Raw genomic sequence first — 20,372 nt, forward strand, 5'->3', positions numbered from 1 at the left:
ACGAAAAAACATCAAGTTGCCAGGCCTGCTGGCGAACTTGATGTCATCGCATAGTCGGGATAAAGCAGGGATAAAGCTGCCCCTGCCTCAATCACACACTTCAGATGGGCGTGGATTTAAAACTCTTCCCAATCGTCGCCACCGGTCGGCGCGCCATTCGCTACTTTCTGACGCGCCGGAGCGGGTGCCGAGATTGCGCGCTTGACTGGTGCTGGTGTGCTGGGAACTGCGGTGATTTTGCTCGCAGCTTTTTTAAGCGGCGTAGCGGCAGCCACACCATCCAGTTTAAAGACGCTGACTGCTTCGGCCAGTTTGCCGGCTTGTTCATTCAGCGATTCAGCGGCAGCGGCAGCCTCTTCAACCAGCGCAGCATTCTGTTGCGTGACTTGATCCATCTGGCTAATCGCCTGATTGACTTGCTCGATACCTGCGCTTTGTTCCTGGCTGGCTGCAGTGATTTCCGACATGATGTCGGTCACTTGCTGTACGCCATGAACAACTTCTTTCATGGTCACACCGGCTTCGGCGACCAGCTTGCTACCGATTTCGACTTTATCTACCGAATCACCGATCAATGTTTTGATTTCCTTGGCAGCAGCGGCGGAACGTTGCGCCAGGTTGCGCACTTCGCTGGCGACCACGGCAAAGCCGCGACCTTGCTCACCTGCACGCGCTGCTTCCACTGCGGCATTCAAGGCAAGGATGTTGGTCTGGAAAGCGATGCCATCAATCACACCAATGATGTCGACAATTTTCTTCGCCGATGTATTGATGTCTTCCATCGTATCGACCACTTGCGAAACCACCACACCACCTTTTTCTGCCACGGTGGAAGCCGAAGCTGCCAGTTGATTGGCCTGACGTGCGTTATCAGCATTTTGCTTGACGGTCGAGGTTAGTTCTTCCATCGACGACGCAGTTTCTTCCAGCGAACTGGCTTGTTGTTCGGTACGGCTGGACAGGTCCAGGTTACCGGCAGCGATTTGCTGGGTGGCGACACCGATGGCGGTACTGCCCTGGCGTACATTGAAGACGGTTTCTATCAGGCTTTTTTGCATGACTTGCAGACCACTCATCAAGACACCCATTTCATTACGGGATTTGACTTCGATGCGGCTGGTCAGATCACCGGAAGAAATCGCGCTGAAATGACCCAGCATTTCAGTCAGCGGTTGCATGATGGCGCGGATCAGGAAGAAAGCAGCGATCGCAACCACGATCAGGCCAAACAATACGCCACCAATCGCAGCGATACGGAACATCCCGTACATGGATTGACTCGCTTCATAGCTGGCAGCGGCGACCTTCATCTGGAAGTCCGACAGCTTTTCCGCGCTGTTATTCAGTTCTATGAAGAGCGGCGTGGTTTTTTCAAACATCAGGCGCTCTGCTTCTTCAAAACGTCCAGCCTGGATCGCAGTGACCAAAGGCAGTGCGCCGTCGCGTATATAGGCATCACGTTTGGCATTCACGTCTTCCGCCAGCTTCTTCTCTTCTGCATCCGCTGGTAATTCGGTGTAACGCTTCCATGCCTCGTCAGACTGCGCGCGCAAACTCGCGGCGCGGGCGATCAGATCGCCTGCATTCGCTGCATGCGGCTTGACCAGTACGCGGTCGATATTCGAGCGCGCCTGGAACAAGCGCGTCATTGCAGTATCAATCGCCTGCGATGACGCAAGCTGGTTACCGTATACATTTTTCAGTGAGTCATTGGTGCTTTGCAAGCCAAATACACCCATGGCGCCACCAACGATCAGCATGATGCCCATAAAGGCCATCGTGCCTATCAAGCGCATCTTGATTGACAAGTTATTAAACATTTTTTCCCTCTCAGACCATTATTGTGAAGACGGCTCTATTTTTTATCAGGCCGCTAATTTTTCTATCAGTCCCATTTCGGATGAAGACATCAGCTTGTCTATATCCAGCAAAATCAGCATGCGCTCTTCTATCGTCCCCAGCCCGATCAAAAAGTCTGCATTCATGGAGGTTCCCATTTCCGGGGCCGGTTTGATTTGCTCGCTATTGAGTGTGATGACGTCCGAAACGCTGTCGACCACAATTCCGACTACACGATTACCAATATTTAAAATAATGACGACCGTGAACTGGTCATAAGTAGGCGCCCCCAGTTTGAACATAATGCGCATATCAACAATCGGTACGATGATGCCGCGCAGATTAATAACGCCTTTGATGAACTCGGGTGCATTAGCGATTTTCGTAACAGCGTCGTAACCACGAATTTCCTGAACTTTCAGGATATCGATGCCGTATTCTTCGCTGCCTAAAGTAAACGCCAATACCTCGGTCCCGCCGAGAGATTGTTGCTTGTTTTGCATGGGTGGCCTGTTTATAAGAAGGATTGTTTTTTTGCGCTGTGGTTAACACTTTTAGCGTAAAAATATAGGCAGTTGAAACGGGAAAAATTCCCCCTTCAACTTAATCCTGATTACGTCATTCCGTAACGAATCTTTAGAGAAAAACGAGGCCATCACGAAGATATTCTGGTGTATCTGTGACTTTTGGTTAAATCGCGAAAAACGTTTGTGTATTTGGTACTTTTTTTAACGTTTTATTGAGGGAAAAGACGCTGTAATCAGCCGTGTGTATAAACCGGCAAGGAGGAGGAAAAACACGCTAATCATCGGATATGGGAATCGTTTCTATTCCCGAGGCAGGATTATTTGTTTATTGATAAGGGCATGCATACATCCGTCAAACACCATAGCCATCTATCCGACGCCTGGTCTGCATTGAATGCAACGCGATGTCGTCCTTAAATCGCTTCGTCCGGATGGCCCAGTATGCATTTCTTGATGATGGCGTGTACCCCCCAATTGCCATTGACAACCTGGGTGATACCGAAATCGACCGCCACCGATATCAGGGATATCGCCTCATCCTCGTTTAAGGCGTGCGCAGTCATCAGGTAGCGCCGGGTCTTGCGGAAGGCATCGCGCATCGCCATGTCGAGCGAAGCCTTTTTGTAAATATCAGCCTGCGCGTTGGCACCCAGCTCGACCAGGTGATTGGCATAGCTCAGGCCCTGGATTACCCATTCAGTCTCGCTCTCGAGGAAGGGATGATCCAGATCGTCGAGGAAAGTCCCGGCTATGTCTTTCTTCTTATGCAGAACCAGCTGGAACTCGCCGGTCAGCGAGCACTCAATCGCCGTGCCGCACAGTTCGGAATCGCCCTGTGACGCATGCGGATCACCAACCGAGAACAAGGCCCCTGGCACCGCGACCGGCAGGAACAGGGTAGAACCCTTGGCCGCACGCCAGTTATCCAGATTTCCACCAAACGAACCTGGCGGCACTGAATCCACTTCATCGTCCAGCAAAGGCGCAACTGCCATCACACCAAAGTGGGGCCGGATAGGAATGCGCGCATTTTTCAGTACGCCATAGTTCTTCACGATGCTGCTGTGATCAACCGGGATGCCGGGATAATCTATAGTGGTATGGCGCACGCCAAACGGATCGGTCTGCGGCGTCCAGCGGAAGTTGTAGACCGCCTTCGCGCAGCAATGCTCATGCGTCGGATGCTCGATTTCGTAGATGGTCACGACTTCACGCGGCTTGGGTTCGGTCAGCAAGTCGTGATAATGGAAGCCCCACCATGACGCGGCGTTACTGCCAAATGATTTGCCGGCGTATTCTTCCGCCGCTGCGGGACGGGTCTGTATATCAAGGATGCGTATTTCCAGCACATCGCCAGGCTCTGCATCCTGCACATAAACCGGGCCGGTACAGATATGTACGCCAAAGCCCTCACCTGCTCCACGTCCGTAGATGGAACCGTCTATCGGGCCGGAACCGCGCCGGTCTACCGACTTTCCGTTGGCATCCCAATGAAATACGCTCTCTGCGCCCGGATCATTTTTGATCATGCGCTCGTAATCATCGTATGCATGCTGGGTCAGCGTTTCTATCGTGACGCAATCGCCTGAATGTACGCTGACGACCGGTTTGATCGTTTTGCTGAAATAGCCCCAGTGCACAGTCTTGTCCGAAACCGGAATGTAGTGATGTTTGCTTTGTACGGAGTTGGTCGACACCGCCTCATCGCCGAGCGGAACATGCGCATGTTCGGCAATTTCACTCAGTATGCTGGCAAATTGGTCACGCAGGCCATCCGCCACACCATCGACGTGCGCAACACGTGGGGCACCGTGTGTTTTGCGACTGTTGCGCCTCTTTTCAGAAGTCGCTGCAGCATTGCTGGCAGGACGTCCCCGCTGCAAATGCAAAGCGACTTGCTTGCCCGCAGAAGAGCGATACGCTTTCGGACTGATGCCGAACTCCAGGTTGAAAGCGCGACTGAAGTTTGCCGCGTCATTAAAGCCCCAGCGGAAGCAAAGTTCGCAGATGGTCAAATGTTTGAGCGCGCTATTGGCCAGATCATTGCGACAACGATCCAGTCGGCGCTTCTTCACATATTCACCGAAGGTGGTATCACCACCTGCAAACAATTTTTGTATATAACGCGCAGATAGATTTTCGATACGGGCGATTTCGCCTATCGATACATCCGGATCGGTCAGGCGGTTCTCTATGCTGCGACAAACCCGACGCAAATGTCCGAGCTGAACCGAGGTCGAATGCTCGGCATCACCATCACCAGAGTCTTCGGCATCCGCATGCCGCGCCATGCCCGCGATCAACAGGCTGATCAGGCTAGCCTCCATTTGCCCGAGGTCTTCCGGGCCTAGGCCATCGAAGTGTTCGCCTATCGAATATAGGAAGTCAGCACTGATACCACCAGTACCAAAACTCGTCGCCACCTTGTTCAAATCACTGGAACCGGTGCGCATCAGGCGTGCCAGGAATCCGGCTTCCTTCAGTTCGACCAGAATCGCGGTAAATGCAGTTCGTAAATCAAGACGCCAGTCTTGCTGCGGATTGAGCAAAAAGATATCACCGGCATCCACAGTCGCAGATTCGGGACCGACACTGACCTGGCCATGACCTTCCAGCAGCGCAAGGATCAGGACGACGTCATTGCGCTTGCCCACCGCATCCTGCGGCGAATGCAATATCTGTGGTGAACCATGTAATTTAGCGAATACGGAAGCGTGGGAAGAAACACTGACGGAGGCACAACCATGCAAAGGTGTGCGTTCAGCTGCGGGGAAATCACAGGCCAGTCCGATTCGACTCAAGGTTTGCTGCCATGCTGCAGCACGCAACTCGCCAGGGAAGGCGTCCGTCGAAAAACGATTAAAGTTATCAGCCATGCTTCACCCACATCTTCCAATTCCATATGCCTGCAGCGGCACGCTCATTCTATTCAATGCAATATTACGACAGCTCACTCGCTATCAGACCGGGCTGACAAAAAGAATGAGAAACTCATTCATATACAACATTGCCTGGAATAAATTCGGCGCTGCGGAATGGAGATAGAATTGAGCAGATACTAGGCTGCTCAACGCGGGCAAACTTGTTCAGGAGCGAACAATTCATTGTAATTTGCGGAAAAGCCACAACAAAGCATTTCCATACAGCAACAAATGTGTATGTGCGTTCAAGACAGCATCCATACTTGCCCCGGTATCATAAGAAACACGGCCCGCGCCAAGCAAAATCAGGCCAAAACGCGAATATTTGCAAATGTTAACGTTTCACCTCCATCCGGCTTTTCTGATCCACCTATAATTCCCGAAATCAACAAAATACCGCATAAATTCAAGGATTTCGCGAAGTACCTTAAGAGGCAAGCAGTGTTGAGAACCATAGCTAGTGCATTCCTGTTAATCGCAATCAGTTCTTCCGCATCCGCAGATAACATCAGCGTGACGCGCGATGGCGTTGTGTACTCCGTTTCGCAACACGAAACCTTGTCCAGTATTTCGCAGAAATTTACCGGCCACGTCAAAAATTGGCGCGCCATAGGCCAGACCAACCAGATCGAAAACGACAGGACCATTCCTATCGGTCGCAAAGTCCTGATCCCTGCCCGTCTGCTCACGCCGGTTTCAACATTTGCACGGATCAAAAGCTTCTTTGGCGACGTGGTGATCCGCGGACATGACGGCAACGCGATAGAAGCGAAAATAGACGCGCTATTAAAGGAAGGCGACACGCTGACCACAATGGCGAACAGCTTTATCTCGCTGATGCTGGATGACGGCACCCAATTCACACTGCCACCGAATAGCGTGGTCAGCCTGCGTCTGTTGCGCGCCACTCAGTATGTGGAAACACCGCGCACCCAGCTGTATCTGCAGAAGGGTCGAGTTGAATCACAAGTCACGCCATTAAATAATAGACCCGACGGCAAATTTGAAGTCATCAGCCCGCTCGCCGTCTCTGGTGTGCGCGGCACCAACTTCCGTGTGAATGTGGATGACAAACGGGTCTTGAATGAAGTCCTCGAAGGTAAAGTCGCGGTCGCACAAAACACTGCCGTCAACAAACCCAGCAAGCAACTGGTTGCGGCCGGTTATGGCACGGTGGTTGAGAATGGCCGCGTCAGCAAACCAGTCGCACTACTGACGGCACCGGTATTGCAAGACGGCTACCAGCAGCAAATACGCTTGCCTATTCAGTTCCCGTTGTCGCACGCAAGTGCCGCGGCATTCCGCGTCATCGTTTCTACCGACGCGGCCGGACGCAACAATATTGCCGAAACCAGCATACGCAGCAATAACGGCAAAGCGGTCGCGAAACTGGAAAACCTGGAAGACGGTGCCTACTTCGTCCGTACCAGCGCGCTAGATGCGGCCGGACTCGAAGGTATACCGACGATACAAGCCTTCCGTGTCGATGCCCGTCCATTCCCGCCGTTCCTGCTGCAACCAGGTGCCAAGTTCCAGGGTCAGTTGCAAAATGAACGCATCCCGGTCACGATGAAATGGTCGCTGGCCGAAGGCATCAAGGATTATCGCCTGCAAGTTGCAAGCGACGCGACGTTCCAGGGCATCATCTTCGATCAGACTGCCGACACCGGCGCCGACGAAATGACGGTGCCGCTTGCGCGTGGAAATTATTACTGGCGTGTCGCCTCTATACTCCGTTCGGGCAACACATCCAAACAAGGCCCGTTTGGCGATGCGAAGCCATTGGCCGTGATACCAGGCCTGGACGCACCATCGGCCAGCATCGGCCAGAAAGAAATCCAGTTTTCCTGGAGTGCAGAACCTGGCCAGCGCTTTACCTTCCAGGTTGCCGCCACGCCGGACTTCAAAACCTTGCTGAACAATATAGAGAGCAGCAAGGCAGAAGTCGCCATTCCGCGTCCGGAAGCAGGCACCTACTATGCACGCGTACGCAGTACTGATGACGATGGCTTCGTCGGTGCTTTCTCACCGGCACAAAAATTCTCTGTCCCGCTGCAATGGCGTACCGAGTACGATGCACCGCTCGAATCGCAGGGGCAGCCCCTGGGCAGCAGCTACTAATCAAGTCACCCCGGTTTGCTTATCCGATCCATTACGCCCAATTTGCGAACAGCCAAATCACCATTAAGAAAAGAATGGCGTATTTTCCTGTTCCTCATGTTGTTGCTGGCAATCCTGCTCGGCTACGAAAATGGCCTGGGCCAGGCGGATCGCTTTATATATGACAATCTGGTCAAGGCGACACAACGCCCGGCGCCATCCGACGTCGTCATTATCGCAATCGATGAATTCAGTATCGCCTCACTCGGACGCTGGCCATGGCAGCGACGCACCCACGCGGAATTGCTGGATATCCTGACCAAGGCCAAAGCGAAAGCCGTCGGCATGGACATCATCTTCGCCGAACCGCAATACCTCTCCGATGACGATGCCTTGCTGGCAAGTGCGATTGCGAATAACAAACGCACTGTTTTACCAGTACTGATAGAACGCACACCGATAGGCTTGCAACCAACGCTGCCGCTGCCCGCGTTCCGCCAGGCAGCAAACAGCCTGGGGCATATCCACTTCACTTTTGAAGCGGATGGCGTAGTCCGTGGCATTTACCTGCAGGAAAAACTGCATGGCGTGTCCTGGCCACAGTTTGCACAGGCGGTCTTCAATGCGGCGCATAGCGACGGTACGCGTAACCTCACCGGCGACAACATCGTCTCCGACGACTATCGGGATATCGACGTCAACAGCATCCTGCAAGGCGATCACCTGGCGCGCATCCCATACGCTGGCCGCCCCGGTCACTTCAAAACGATTTCCTATATCGACGTCTTGTCGGGCAAGATTCCTCCCAGCTTCTTTACCGATAAATATGTATTGATCGGCGCGACCGCCGCTGGCATAGCATCGACTTTTGCGACGCCGGTGACGACTGATCACGAAGCGATGTCCGGTGTTGAAATCAACGCCAACATCCTGACAGGCCTGATAGAAGATCGCAGTATCAGCCCGGCAGCGCGCTGGCAAACCATACTGTTTACGCTGCTGTCCACTTCACTGGCACTGCTCGCCTGCCGCTACTTCTCACCGTTTGGTGCGCTCGGCCTGACGCTATTCCTGGCCAGCCTGATCAGTGCGCTGACCTATGGCGCCTTCCTCGAAGAATTATGGATACCGCCTAGCGCAGCCATTTTGATGATCGTAATTGTTTATCCTCTATGGAGCTGGCGTCGCCTGGAGGCTGCCCTCGCCTACCTCAGCGAAGAATTCGCGCGCCTGAATCAAACCACGCCTATGGTTTTGCGTCATGCCAATGAGACCGTACGCATCAAGAATTCAGACTACCTGGACCGACAAATCGGTGCCATCCGCATAGCAGCCAATCGCTCCCGCGACATGCATCAGTTCGTGATCGACAATCTGAACAGCATGCCGGATGCCACCCTGGTCTTGTCGCAAACCGGTGAGATCCTGATGTACAACCGCATCGCCCGCGAGTACTTTGCGACGCTGAACCTGGATAAAGGCCAGACCCCGACGCTGGAAGCGATTTTCTCCAAGTTCGACATGTTGCAGGACGTCGGCAGCAATGGTACCGACTGGCGTGTCGCCCTGCTGCATTCAACCCCTGGCAACACTGCGGTGGAAATTGAAACGCGCGATATCAACAAGCGTGAATTCCTGATCAAATCCGCACCATCACGCATGACCGACGGCTCGATGCTGGGCTGGATCGTCTCGCTGATTGACGTCACCACCTTGCGCGCTGCCGAACGTCGGCGCGAAGAAAGCCTGAACTTTATTTCACACGATATGCGCGTACCGCAATCGTCGATACTGGCACTGATCCAGCTGCAACGTAACCCAAGTACCGCGTTCGCCATTCCGGAATTCCTCAGCCGTATAGAAAAATCGGTTGAAACCACGCTGAACCTGGCCGATGACTTCGTCCATCTGGCCAAGGCGGAATCGCAATCCTATCAATTGCAGGACACCGACTTCTCGTCGCTACTGGCTGAAGCTGCCGACGATATGTGGGCCTTTGCCCACAGCAAGTCCATCAACATTGTGGTCGATGCACAGGAAGTCGAGAATTGCTGGCTGAATGTCGATCGTTCGCTGGTGATACGTGCCCTCGGCAATCTGCTATCGAATGCGATCAAATTCAGTCCCAAAGGATCAGAAATTATTTGCAGCGCCAAGCCACTCCATACCGAAACCGGCAGCAGCGTCGTATGCAATATTACCGACCATGGCAAAGGCATAGCCGATGCGGATCGCAACGCCATCTTCTCGCCTTTCCTGCGCGCAGACGAGCAGGATCACGATGGCGTCGGGCTGGGACTGGCCTTTGTAAAAATGGTGGTCGAGCGCCACCACGGCAGTATAGAAGTCAGCAGTATCGTAGGGCTAGGGAGTACCTTCACCATCACCTTGCCGTGCGTGATTGGATAGATTAATTAAAAAACGGAGTTAGAGAGTAAGCCATGAAAATAGCGTCACTGGAAGATGATCCGATCGAATCGCAACTGATCAATCAGGTCATTACCGATGCAGGCCATGAATGTACGTCATTTGCAGATGGAAAAACGCTGATCGCTGCATTGCAGTCCCAACGTTTCGACATCCTGATATTGGATTGGCATTTGCCCGACATGACAGGCAAGGACGTCATAGAATGGGTACGCAGCAACATAGGCGAGAACATTATCGTAATGTTCCTCACCAATCGCGTACTGGAAGAAAACATCGTCGCAGGTCTGATGGCCGGTGCCGACGATTACATGACCAAGCCGATACGCGAGGCAGAGCTGTCAGCCCGCATTCATGCGTTGTCGAAACGCATACGCCACGTGTCAGGCAATGATGCAGCCATCGTCGCACCACAGGCGACCGCGGTAGAAGTCGGCATTTTCAATTTCGACCTGATGCGCAAGATCGCCACCATACGCGGCGAACCGGTTGATCTGAAACCCAAGGAATTTGATATTGCTGCCCTGTTCTTTCAAAACATCGGGCAATTGATTTCACGCGAACGCATCATGGAAGAAGTGTGGGGACGCGAACTCATGATGACCTCGCGCACGCTCGACACCCATATGTCGCAAGTACGGACCAAGCTGCAACTGAAGCTGGACAACAATGTACGCCTGACGACGGTGTACACGATAGGCTATCGTCTCGATACTTTCTAAGCTGTGATTCAAACTATGCTGGATAGCCGCGCCAATTTGAGTTTGGCGGCTGCCAGCATATCCAGATACTCCTGCGAACGGAAGAAGTTGTATTCCACCACCCGTTGCTTCGCTATCTCGTCATCCGGATACACCTCTGTCGCCGGATGGCACATGATCAGCATGCCCGGCTGCGCCGCCGCCAGCCACTCCTTGAAGCAGTTACCGTAATCAGCGCGATCAAAACCATACACCCCGGCAAAGCCGTGGTTGGTCTTGATGCCGGATACTTGTAAACCGGCCGCCAGTTTCTGCCCGCCCAGATACTTCAGGATTTGCGGCTTGCCACTCCATGCCGGATTCGCCGGCACCGTATTGCGCACCCAGATAGTCTTATCCGCATAACGACGTTTAATCACTTGCAGCACGATCTGGCGCACGCCGGGCAATTGATGCACATGCTGATGGCCATCAATAAAATCAGGTGCCTGGCCGTAACCATCTTCAAACGCATCCAGTTGCCGCTCCAGTTCCTGCTGCAAGCGCTCTGCATTCATCCCCTTCAGCAAGCTGCGCAAGATCACTGCGTGCAAGCTCGGCATGCGGGTCTGGCCAAAGCCTTCGGTCAGGTTGAAATGCAAACCGATATCGGCCTGCCCCTTGTGCTCGCGTATCGCCGGTGCCGCTGTGCTCTTCCAGTTCGGTGCAGTACTAAAGCAGCTGACCGCACTCAGGCGACCAAACGCCAGCAATTGCAAAATGCCCGCATCAATACCGGGATTCTGTGCGTAGTCATCAGAGCAAAGTGCAATCGGAGTCATGGTCAGTCTAGCTTCTTACGTATGTGCAGCATGGCGGAAAGCCCACAGCCGGCTCAGGATGTAAGTCATCACCGCCACTGTGAAGACCACGATAGCCAGCGCCACGTAGTAAGGCAAACCGGCATAACGCAGCAACAGATAAAACAATAATTCATTTATGCAAAAACCCAGCACCGCCACCGCCAGGAAACGCAGGAATGATTGCCTGGCGCCATTGGCATGGCTGGCAACCGCATCAGAAAAAGTCCAGTGCCGGTGACCGAAATAGCTGACCCAGAAGGCAACGATGAAGCCACCGACATTCGCCAGCAAGGGCGCAATATGTAGCAACTCCACCAGGGCTATCACCGCCCAGTAATGCACGGCCGCCGCCGTCAGGCCGACGATGCCGAAACGCATTACACGAAACAACTCCATCAGGCGCATGGCGTGCCATCTTTATCGTTGCTGTTGTTTACAGTCGTTGCAGGGCCATTATTAATGTCGTGCGCTACCACGTACAAGGGACGTTTCTTGACCTCATCATAGACGCGGCCCAGGTACTCACCCAAGACACCGATGGAAATCAGTTGTACGCCGGAGAAAAACATCAAACCCGCAGCCAGCGTCGACCAGCCCGGTACGTCACAGTGATTCACCGGCAATCCAGAACGCATACAGGATCGCGATAATGGAAATCACAAAGCCGACCATACTCCAGATCCGCAACGGCAAGGTCGTGAAGGCGGTCACTCCCGCCATCGCCAGACGCCCGAGGCTACGATAGCTGAAACTGGAAACACCAGTTGCACGATCCGCCGGGACAAACGGCAAGGCGATACTGCTGAAACCGACCCAGGCGTACAAGCCTTTCATGAAGCGATTGCGCTCCGGCAGCTGTCGCAAGGCGTCCACCACTTTCTTATCCATCAGGCGGAAGTCACCCGCGTTGCGCGGGATGGTAATCGGCGAACCGGATTCCATCAGGTAATAAAACATTCCAGTGCCCCAGCGCTTAAGGCGCGACTCATTACTGCGATCACTGATCACGCCGTAGACCATATCGATACCGTCACGCCACAAACGCGTCATTTCCGGCAATAACTCCAGCGGATGCTGGTAATCACTATCCATCAGGATCACCGCATCGCCCTGCGCTGCATCGATACCTGCCGATAAGGCCGCTTCCTTGCCGAAATTGCGCGAGAAGCTGATATAACGCAGCCCGCCCTCGTGCAACAGCGAGGCCATGATTTCGTCGGTATTGTCACGGCTACCGTCATTGACCACGATAATTTCATAGCGCACAGCGAAACCCGCCAGCGTTTTACGCAAATCGCGCAAAAAGTCGGCCAGATGGGCGGCTTCGTTATAAGCCGGAATTACACAGGAAATCAGGGCATCAGCCGGACGATGCTTCGGAAGTGCTGGCACTGTCAACATGTAAAAAGCCTTTCGGACGCCATTTGCTGGGCTTCTACCCATCCCGCAAAATTCAGGAAAACAGGCATGTATTCTGAAAAAATTGTGTATAAGACGATTCTTAGCAGCGATTATAATTCAGCACCACTGTATGCATTTGTGAAACTAAGCCTGTTTCCACGCCAGATCTACATCTTTTCCATTTTTCGCTACCGATGATGCCCACTCCACCAGTTTCCTCGTCCAATCAAAATAGTCGGCTCTTTTCGCTGAACTCATCCAATCTGGTACCGATGGTCATCGTACTGTTGCTGCTGCACCTGGTTTTATGGAGCGTTTTCACTGGTATCAGCCACCGTGCACCCGACTGGGACAATATGGAAGAGCTGGTCTGGGCCAGCGGACTGGAATGGGGCTACTACAAGCATCCACCGCTGCCAACCTGGATACTGTATGGACTGGTCTCGATTTTTGGCCGTCCGGTCTGGCTGACCTTCTTCACCGGCCAATTAAGCGTCATCCTGACACTCTGGCTGGTCTGGAAACTAGGCTGTGAAATGACCACGCAAAGCCGCGCACTGGTCGCGACTTTGCTGGTTTCGCTGGTCGCCTACTTCACCGTACGCGGCGTCATGAATAACCACAATACGATGCAATTGTGGGCCGTAGCCGGTGCGATCTGGATGTTTTACCGTGCCACCCGCTATGACAGCATGCGCGCCTGGGCTGCGCTCGGCTTCTTTTGCGGCTGCGCCTTCCTGACCAAATACAGCGCACTGATCCAGTTCGCTGCCTTCTTCCTGTACCTGCTGGTAACCGGCAAACTGCTGCGCGCACAAACCTGGAAAGGCATTTTGCTTGCAACTGTCATCCTGCTGGTAATGGTCGCACCACACTTGATGTGGCTGAAACAGCAAGCTGCTGGCCCGATAGCCTACGCTGGCAGTGAAATGGTGCCGCTGGAGACTTATTGGCTGGAAATCAAGGACTTGTCCAGCTTCCTGGTGACCAACCTGGGACGTATCGCCGCCCTGATCCTGGCTGTCGTTGTGATTGCCATCTGGGCCGGTCGCCAATACAAACTCACGCCGAAATCTGCCCGTCCGGGCAAAATCGCCAGCGAACTGGCGGCTTCGGATCGTTTCTTCCTGCTCTTCATCGGCCTGGCTCCACTGGTATTGACACTGCTGGTAGCCGGAGCAATGAAAGTACCGCTGGCGGCACACTGGGCGACCACCTTCTTTGTGCTGTTTGGTTTCTTTTCATTCTGGGTCTTCCGTTCGGGCGACGATACCGCACTGCTGCGCAAAACCATTATCATCGTAGTCCTGTTCCAGATCCTCGGCTCCATCGGCTATGGCCTGGCACGCGGCCCGCTGGCGGACAAATCCGGCCGCCCCAGCCGCGCTACTTTCCCGGGTGCTGAAGTGGCCCGTCAGGTGCATGCACAATGGCAAGCGCATATGCAGACGCCGTTGACACTTGTTGCATCCGATACCTGGCTGGGCGGCAATATCGCAACCCACATCGGCCCGCAAGTGCAGGTCTTCATCGATGGAGACTTCCACAAGGCACCGTGGGTGAATGAAGAAAAAGCCGAGAAATGCGGCATGCTGGTGGCAATCAACCGCAGCGAAGTCAATCCTGACGACATCGGTATCGACGTCATTGCCCTGATGGCGCAAACCACTGAACACGGCACACTGGAAATCCCGTGGACCAAAAAAGCCGGTGGCCCTATCGTAGTCGTCGAGTGGGGCATCATCCCGCCACAAGCCAGCTGCAAGGATATTAAAGACGTGAAGTAATATCACACTAGAAAAACAAAAAAGCCGCTTCCTCAGGATAGCGGCTTTTTTATTGACGACGACGGGATGATTTACGGCTGCAAACGATGACGTTGCCACTTGCCGTCTTTATCCAGCGTATAGACTATCCGGTCATGCAGGCGCGAAGCACGGCCTTGCCAAAACTCGATGTAATCCGGTTTCAGGCGATAACCGCCCCAGTGCTCAGGCCGTGGCGGATGTTGACCAAACTGCGCCTCAACCTCAGCATACTGCGCTTCCAAGGCCGCACGATCCGCTACCGGCTGGCTTTGTGATGAGGCCAGTGCGCTCAAACGACTCTTGACCGGGCGACTCTGGAAATACTGTTCGCTCTCAGCCGCACTGACGCGTTCCACCTTGCCTTCTATCCGCACTTCCCGCTCCAACGGTATCCAGTGAAACAGCAAAGCGGCATGCGGATTCTGCGCCAGCTCCTGACCTTTGCGGCTATCGTAATTGGTGAACCAGGTAAAGCCGCGCTGATCGAAATCCTTGATCAGCAAAATACGCGACGATGGACGGCCGTTGGCGCCTACCGTCGCCACACTCATCGCATTCGGCTCCGGCACTTCCGCCCGCAAGGCTTCATCAAACCATTTGGCAAACTGCGCAACCGGGTCCGGATCAGTATCCAGCTCCGACAAGGCCGCCTGTGTGTAATCGGTACGGATATCTGCAATCGACATACTTCTTTCTCCTGATTCTTTTATGAGTTCTAGTCATGCATTGTAAGACAGCGCGTATTTCCTGTCCCTGCAGCTACCTTAACCGCAGGCAGCTCCGGCGTATTTGATCCAACGCAAGCATTTCTTGCATAGACAACAAGAACAACACGCCCGACGCTCGCCTATCCATCATCAAACAGGAAAGTCGGGCCGTCCTCCGTTAAAATGACGGGATGACTTCAAATGCAGCCCCTACCCTTACCGCCGTACCCGATATCGATTTTGACCGTCGCTTCGGCGGCATTGCGCGCCTGTATGGCAGCGCCGCGCTGAAACGTTTCCGTAGCGCCCATATCTGCGTCATCGGCGTCGGTGGCGTCGGCTCCTGGGTAGTCGAAGCACTGGCCCGCAGCGCCATCGGCAAGATTACGATGATAGACCTGGATAACCTGGCGGAATCCAATATCAACCGCCAAATCCACGCGCTGACCGACACCCTCGGCAAAGCCAAGGTCACGGCCTTGTCGGAACGCATCGGCCAAATCAATCCGTATTGCGTCGTCACCGAAATCGAAGACTTCCTCACCGCGGACAACCTGGATGAAATGATAGGTGCGCATCAGTACGATTACATCATCGATGCAATCGACAATGTACGCGCCAAAACTGCACTGATTGCTTACTGCCGCAAACACGGCCTGAAGCTGGTGACCATAGGCAGCGCCGGTGGCCAGATTGATCCGACCCGCATAGAAGTACTGGATTTATGCCGTACCGAACAGGAACCGTTGCTGGCCAAGGTACGCAAACGCTTGCGTGCAGAACACGGCTTCCCGCGCGGGACTAAAAACAAGTTCGGTATCGATGCCGTGTTTTCCAGTGAGCCATTGCGCTTTCCGGAAGCGGCAGAAGTGTGTGCAGTCGATGGCGATGAACACAGCGGCATTACTGGCTTGAATTGCGCAGGCTTCGGCTCTGCGATGGTGGTAACGGCTTCCTTCGGCCTGGTAGCCGCAGCGCACGTCTTGCGCAAACTGGCAGAGGCAGCGGAACAAGCCAGCACCTGAGTCCGATCAGGACTTGCCGAACACCTCATTCAATTGCTGCGTCACGCGTACAAAGGTTGTACGCTTGGTCAGCTCCTTCAACTTGTGCGCACCGACATAAGTACAAGCTGAACGCACACCACCGAGGATATCCTGCAGCGTATCGGCGACCGGGCCGCGATAATCGATCAGCACATCCTTGCCTTCGGCCGCACGATACTCGGCGACCCCACCCGCATATTTTTCCATCGCGGTACGACTGCTCATGCCGTAAAAGCGTTTGAATTTCTTGCCATCGCGTTCTATCAATTCACCAGCGCTTTCATCATGCCCGGCCAGCATGCCACCCAGCATCACGAAGTCTGCGCCACCACCGAACGCCTTGGCCAGATCACCCGGTACCGAGCAACCGCCATCGGCACAAATCTGCCCGCCTAGGCCATGTGCCGCATCCGCGCATTCAATCACCGCCGATAGCTGCGGATAGCCAACACCTGTCATCTTGCGCGTGGTGCATACCGAACCCGGCCCTATGCCGACCTTGACGATGTCGGCTCCGGCCAGGATCAATTCCTCGGTGATATCACCTGTCACCACATTGCCTGCCATGATGGTGAGTTGCGGATAAGCCTTGCGTATCTTCTTGACGAAGTTGATGAAGCCCTCGGTATAACCATTCGCAACGTCTATACATAGATATTCGAGCGTATCGCCGGTACGTGCCATCACTGCATTCAGCTTTTCAAAATCAAGCTGGCTGATACCCATCGAGTAGAACGCACCGGAGGCGGGTATACCTTGCTCATGCCGTTGCAGGAAGAAATCGGCCAGTTCATCCGCCGAGTAATGCTTGTGCAATGCCGCCGACAAGCCGTGCCCTGCCAGCGCCTGTGCCATAGCCATGGTGCCGGTGCTATCCATATTGGAAGCGATGATGGGAATGCCGCGATAGGTATTGTGTGAATTGCGGAAGATGAATTCACGCGAGATATCGACATCGAGACGCGATGTCAGCGTGGAGCGTTTTGGCCGTATCAGCACATCCTTGAAATCCAGTTTAACTGACTCTTCAATATGCATGATGCGGCCCTCCTGCGTTAAATCTGCGGCTTAAATCATATCTCCGCGGATTTTGTCACTGAATGTTTTCCTGAATTTGGAAACCTTGGGTGCCACGATGAAAGCGCAATAGCCTTGCATCGGGTTCATGCGGAAATAATTCTGATGATAATTTTCCGCCTTGTAGTAAGTCTCGGCCGGACTCAATTCGGTCACGATAGGCGCGTCCCAGACATTCGCCATTTCGGAGATGACGTGCTTGGCCGTGTCTTGCTGTTCCGGCGAGTGGAAATAGATCACTGAACGATATTGGGTGCCGACATCATTACCCTGGCGATTCAGCGTAGTCGGATCGTGGATAGTGAAGAAGACTTCGAGGATTTCACGGTAACTGACGACCGCAGGATCGAAAGTCAGGCGTACGACTTCAGCATGGCCGGTCGTGCCCTCGCATATCTGCTCATACACCGGATTCTCGACGTGACCACCGGTATAGCCGGACTCAACCGCCTGCACACCTTTGAGCTGCTGGAACACAGCCTCGGTGCACCAAAAACAGCCACCACCCAGAGTTGCGATTTCCATTGCCATTCATAGACTCCCTTCATGTATGCCTGTGACTGTAGCGCAACTGTTGCTGCCTGCCTACCAAATTCCAGACTAATCACCGCTCTTGGCAGAGGCAAATATCAGCCTGGCTCTCCATATATCGGGAGCCCGTGCGGAATTTCAGCGAAAAATGATCGTGCCACCAGCTGTCAACGTCGATAAAACCTGTGGTGCGAATACGTCATTATCAAAGAGTGCGGCGCCTACCCTGAATTCCTGCGTGACAGGAGTGGTTGTCATTGATGATAGTTGCTGCAGGCTATGCTCTTCTGTGCGGAAACGCCCATTCGCATCACGAAACATAGTAATCAGGCTGGGTAACTGCACGTCTTCCACCACAACCGGCGCGTGATAACTGCGGGTGGCAATGAGCGACGACAAATTGGTCAGTACCGGAGCCGCTGGAGGCTGCGCAAACCTGAGCTCATCATCGTGCAACAGGATCTTGACCGGAATATCGCGCAGGATAGCCTCACTAGCCTGCTGCAAGGACGGATGCTCCAAAGGCAGCAATCGTGCACCACAGCGCGCAGTGGCAATGTACAGCATCAGCGCATCCTGATGGCCGAGCCCCCAGTACGCTACGGTATCGCCGCTGGTGACACCCCACTCGCCCTGCAGACGCGCGGTGCCCCGTTCTATGCGCGACCAGAACTTGCGCCAGCTCACCAGACGTCGGCTGGAGCGCGAGACAATAATGCCTTCATGCGTTTTCGCACGGGCACGTAGTAATTCAAACAAGGTCATATACCGGGGTCTCCTCCGACATCATTTTATGCAAAAGCCCTATGCAACGTGAGGCGTTTTGCCATGTCACTTCCTTTTTCGGCATAATGAACGAAATTTCATGGAACATCGATGTCTATTTCTTCTTCACCCAACGCTGCGCCTGTGATGGATGCGCGCCATTTCCGTGATGCGCTCTCACAATTTGCCACTGGCGTGACCATTATCACGACCCGTCTGGCTGACAATAGCTTTCTCGGACTGACTGCCAGCTCCTTCAATTCCGTTTCGCTGAATCCGCCGCTGGTATTGTGGAGCCTCAACCAGGCCGCCAAAAGCATGCCTGTATTCAGCGGTAACTCGCACTATGTGATTAACATCCTCGCCGCCGATCAGGCTGAACTGGCAATGAAGTTTGCCAAACCCAGCGACGATCGCTTCGCAGGTGTGGATTACACCTTATCACCTACTGGCCTGCCTATCCTGGCTGGTGTCTCGGCCTGGTTTGAATGCCATAACCGCAGCCGCTATCCGGAAGGCGACCACGTTATCTTTGTCGGCGAAGTGGAATGTTGTGATGTCCGTGCGCAAGCGCCATTGGTCTTCCACGGCGGGCGCTTCCTGTCTGAATAAAGCTACTGCAGTTTTAATCCAGCTGCTTTATTCCTGCCGCATCAATCCTGCAACAGCTGCTGCAAGACGCCGAGTGAATCATGCGCCGCGCGGCGCAATCTGTCATTGACGCCGCTCCATGCGGCATCTGCCGGTGGCGTCTGCACAATGATTACATCGGCATGTACCTCATCCATCGCACGCAGTGCTGCGTACAAATCATGAGCGTAAGCACCCGGTGTATTCGGTAAACGCATGTTGGCAGCAACCGGTGGTATCGCATCGGCTGCATGCTGCATCAAAGCCACGTGACGGCCGCGTGTAATCAACTTTTGCACCACGGCCAGCAAATGTTCACCATCTACCTGCACGACTGGCGTACGCGGTGCGTAATGTGCTTCCAGCGTGCCGGAAGCACGTGGCGCCCCCTGATCCGGCAGCGCAGGTGCAGAGCCTATGACTTCTGCAATTTGCGCCGCACTGATATGACCTGGCCGCAGCAGCACGGCGTGACCACGCGACATATCAACGATGGTCGATTCGATACCGACTTCGCTTTGTCCACCATCCAGTATGCAAGTCAGCAAACTGTCAGCATCATTACCAAACTCATTACGTACGTGCTCGGCCGTGGTCGGGCTGACGTGACCGAATTTATTGGCGGAAGGTGCAGCAACGCCGCCTTTGCCATCCTTGAAAGTACGCAGCAAAGCCTGTGCCACCGGATGTGAAGGGCAACGCAAACCTATCGAATCCTGGCCACCTGAGACGGTGTCCGGGATGTGTGCAGCACGCTTCAGGATGAGTGTGAGCGGACCCGGCCAGAATGCCGCGATCAGTTTCTGCGCATCAGCCGTAACCGACTGCACCCAATAGCTCAGGTCAGCTTCCGGTGCCAGATGCACGATGACAGGATGATTCGACGGACGACCTTTGGCCGCATAGATATTCGCTACTGCGGCCGGGTTTTCTGCATCCGCGCCAAGACCGTAAACAGTCTCAGTAGGGAAAGCGACCAGCTCGCCCTGCTCCAGCCGACGAGCTGCATCGCGTATCGCCGGCCAGTCCAGTTTCTCTTCAGGCATGGAT

At 54.0% G+C, this 20,372-nt stretch carries 16 protein-coding genes and 1 pseudogene; 6 read left to right on the top strand and 11 right to left on the bottom strand.

Translation table 11 applies throughout. From position 1 onward, the window contains the following. Window positions 1–116 precede the first annotated feature (116 nt). The 3 genes from IXC47_RS00955 to IXC47_RS00965 form a co-directional block, all read right to left on the bottom strand. Window positions 117–1,820 (bottom strand): methyl-accepting chemotaxis protein, encoded by a 1,704-nt coding sequence (locus IXC47_RS00955; RefSeq protein ID WP_195874437.1) that lies wholly within the window; start codon window positions 1,818–1,820, stop codon window positions 117–119. Between the two features lie 45 nt (window positions 1,821–1,865). Further along, window positions 1,866–2,342 (bottom strand): chemotaxis protein CheW, encoded by a 477-nt coding sequence (locus IXC47_RS00960; protein WP_175625099.1) that lies wholly within the window; start codon window positions 2,340–2,342, stop codon window positions 1,866–1,868. Between the two features lie 437 nt (window positions 2,343–2,779). Continuing rightward, window positions 2,780–5,242 carry an acetamidase/formamidase family protein gene (locus IXC47_RS00965; protein WP_195874438.1) on the bottom strand — a complete coding sequence of 821 codons (2,463 nt, stop codon included), beginning with the start codon at window positions 5,240–5,242 and terminating at the stop codon, window positions 2,780–2,782. Between the two features lie 486 nt (window positions 5,243–5,728). Between IXC47_RS00965 and IXC47_RS00970 the strand changes: the two genes are divergently transcribed. The 3 genes from IXC47_RS00970 (at window position 5,729) to IXC47_RS00980 (ending at window position 10,536) form a co-directional block, all read left to right on the top strand. Then, window positions 5,729–7,408 (top strand): FecR domain-containing protein, encoded by a 1,680-nt coding sequence (locus tag IXC47_RS00970; protein ID WP_195874439.1) that lies wholly within the window; start codon window positions 5,729–5,731, stop codon window positions 7,406–7,408. A 96-nt stretch (window positions 7,409–7,504) separates the two neighbouring features. Further along, entirely contained in the window at window positions 7,505–9,796 is a 2,292-nt protein-coding gene (locus IXC47_RS00975; RefSeq protein ID WP_195874440.1) for a CHASE2 domain-containing protein, read from the top strand. Between the two features lie 32 nt (window positions 9,797–9,828). Then, window positions 9,829–10,536 carry a response regulator transcription factor gene (locus IXC47_RS00980; RefSeq protein ID WP_195874441.1) on the top strand — a complete coding sequence of 236 codons (708 nt, stop codon included), beginning with the start codon at window positions 9,829–9,831 and terminating at the stop codon, window positions 10,534–10,536. An 8-nt stretch (window positions 10,537–10,544) separates the two neighbouring features. Here the strand turns inward: IXC47_RS00980 and IXC47_RS00985 are convergent, their stop codons facing one another. The 3 genes and pseudogenes from IXC47_RS00985 to IXC47_RS00995 all read right to left on the bottom strand — a co-directional run bounded on the left by IXC47_RS00985 (window position 10,545) and on the right by IXC47_RS00995 (window position 12,758). Beyond that, window positions 10,545–11,336, bottom strand: a complete 792-nt coding sequence (locus tag IXC47_RS00985; RefSeq protein WP_175625094.1) for a ChbG/HpnK family deacetylase — start codon at window positions 11,334–11,336, stop codon at window positions 10,545–10,547. 15 nt (window positions 11,337–11,351) lie between these two features. Further along, entirely contained in the window at window positions 11,352–11,762 is a 411-nt protein-coding gene (locus tag IXC47_RS00990) for a GtrA family protein (RefSeq protein ID WP_195874442.1), read from the bottom strand. Beyond that, a pseudogene (locus tag IXC47_RS00995) lies at window positions 11,753–12,758 on the bottom strand (glycosyltransferase family 2 protein). Before IXC47_RS00995 ends, IXC47_RS00990 begins: the two are co-directional and overlap by 10 nt. Window positions 12,759–13,030: 272 nt before the next feature. On the opposite strand from IXC47_RS00995, the gene IXC47_RS01000 reads away from it, so the two are divergent. After that, a complete protein-coding gene (locus IXC47_RS01000; RefSeq protein WP_230089329.1) occupies window positions 13,031–14,545 on the top strand; it encodes a glycosyltransferase family 39 protein in 1,515 nt (504 codons plus the stop codon). Between the two features lie 71 nt (window positions 14,546–14,616). Here the strand turns inward: IXC47_RS01000 and pdxH are convergent, their stop codons facing one another. Beyond that, window positions 14,617–15,252, bottom strand: coding sequence for a pyridoxamine 5'-phosphate oxidase (gene pdxH, locus IXC47_RS01005; RefSeq protein ID WP_175625090.1), 636 nt, complete (start codon window positions 15,250–15,252; stop codon window positions 14,617–14,619). A gap of 212 nt (window positions 15,253–15,464) precedes the next feature. Between pdxH and tcdA the strand changes: the two genes are divergently transcribed. Continuing rightward, window positions 15,465–16,298: a tRNA cyclic N6-threonylcarbamoyladenosine(37) synthase TcdA gene (gene tcdA, locus IXC47_RS01010; RefSeq protein WP_195874444.1), complete on the top strand. Its 834-nt coding sequence runs from the start codon at window positions 15,465–15,467 to the stop codon at window positions 16,296–16,298. Between the two features lie 6 nt (window positions 16,299–16,304). On the opposite strand, the gene IXC47_RS01015 is transcribed toward tcdA, so the two are convergent. The 3 genes from IXC47_RS01015 to IXC47_RS01025 form a co-directional block, all read right to left on the bottom strand. Then, on the bottom strand, window positions 16,305–17,357 hold the full coding sequence (locus tag IXC47_RS01015) for a GMP reductase (protein WP_195874445.1): 1,053 nt from the start codon (window positions 17,355–17,357) through the stop codon (window positions 16,305–16,307). A gap of 30 nt (window positions 17,358–17,387) precedes the next feature. Beyond that, window positions 17,388–17,927, bottom strand: coding sequence for a peptide-methionine (S)-S-oxide reductase MsrA (gene msrA / locus IXC47_RS01020; RefSeq protein WP_175625087.1), 540 nt, complete (start codon window positions 17,925–17,927; stop codon window positions 17,388–17,390). Between the two features lie 138 nt (window positions 17,928–18,065). After that, window positions 18,066–18,692, bottom strand: a complete 627-nt coding sequence (locus IXC47_RS01025) for an AMP-binding protein (protein ID WP_195874446.1) — start codon at window positions 18,690–18,692, stop codon at window positions 18,066–18,068. Between the two features lie 111 nt (window positions 18,693–18,803). Here IXC47_RS01025 and IXC47_RS01030 point away from each other — a divergent pair, with 111 nt between their 5' ends. Next, window positions 18,804–19,304: a flavin reductase family protein gene (locus IXC47_RS01030; protein ID WP_195874447.1), complete on the top strand. Its 501-nt coding sequence runs from the start codon at window positions 18,804–18,806 to the stop codon at window positions 19,302–19,304. A gap of 41 nt (window positions 19,305–19,345) precedes the next feature. On the opposite strand, the gene IXC47_RS01035 is transcribed toward IXC47_RS01030, so the two are convergent. Continuing rightward, complete coding sequence (locus IXC47_RS01035; RefSeq protein ID WP_195874448.1) at window positions 19,346–20,368, bottom strand: L-threonylcarbamoyladenylate synthase; 1,023 nt, start codon at window positions 20,366–20,368, stop codon at window positions 19,346–19,348. Window positions 20,369–20,372 lie beyond the last annotated feature (4 nt).

The organism is Herminiimonas contaminans (assembly GCF_015645465.1).
Lineage (GTDB): Bacteria > Pseudomonadota > Gammaproteobacteria > Burkholderiales > Burkholderiaceae_D > Oxalicibacterium > Oxalicibacterium contaminans.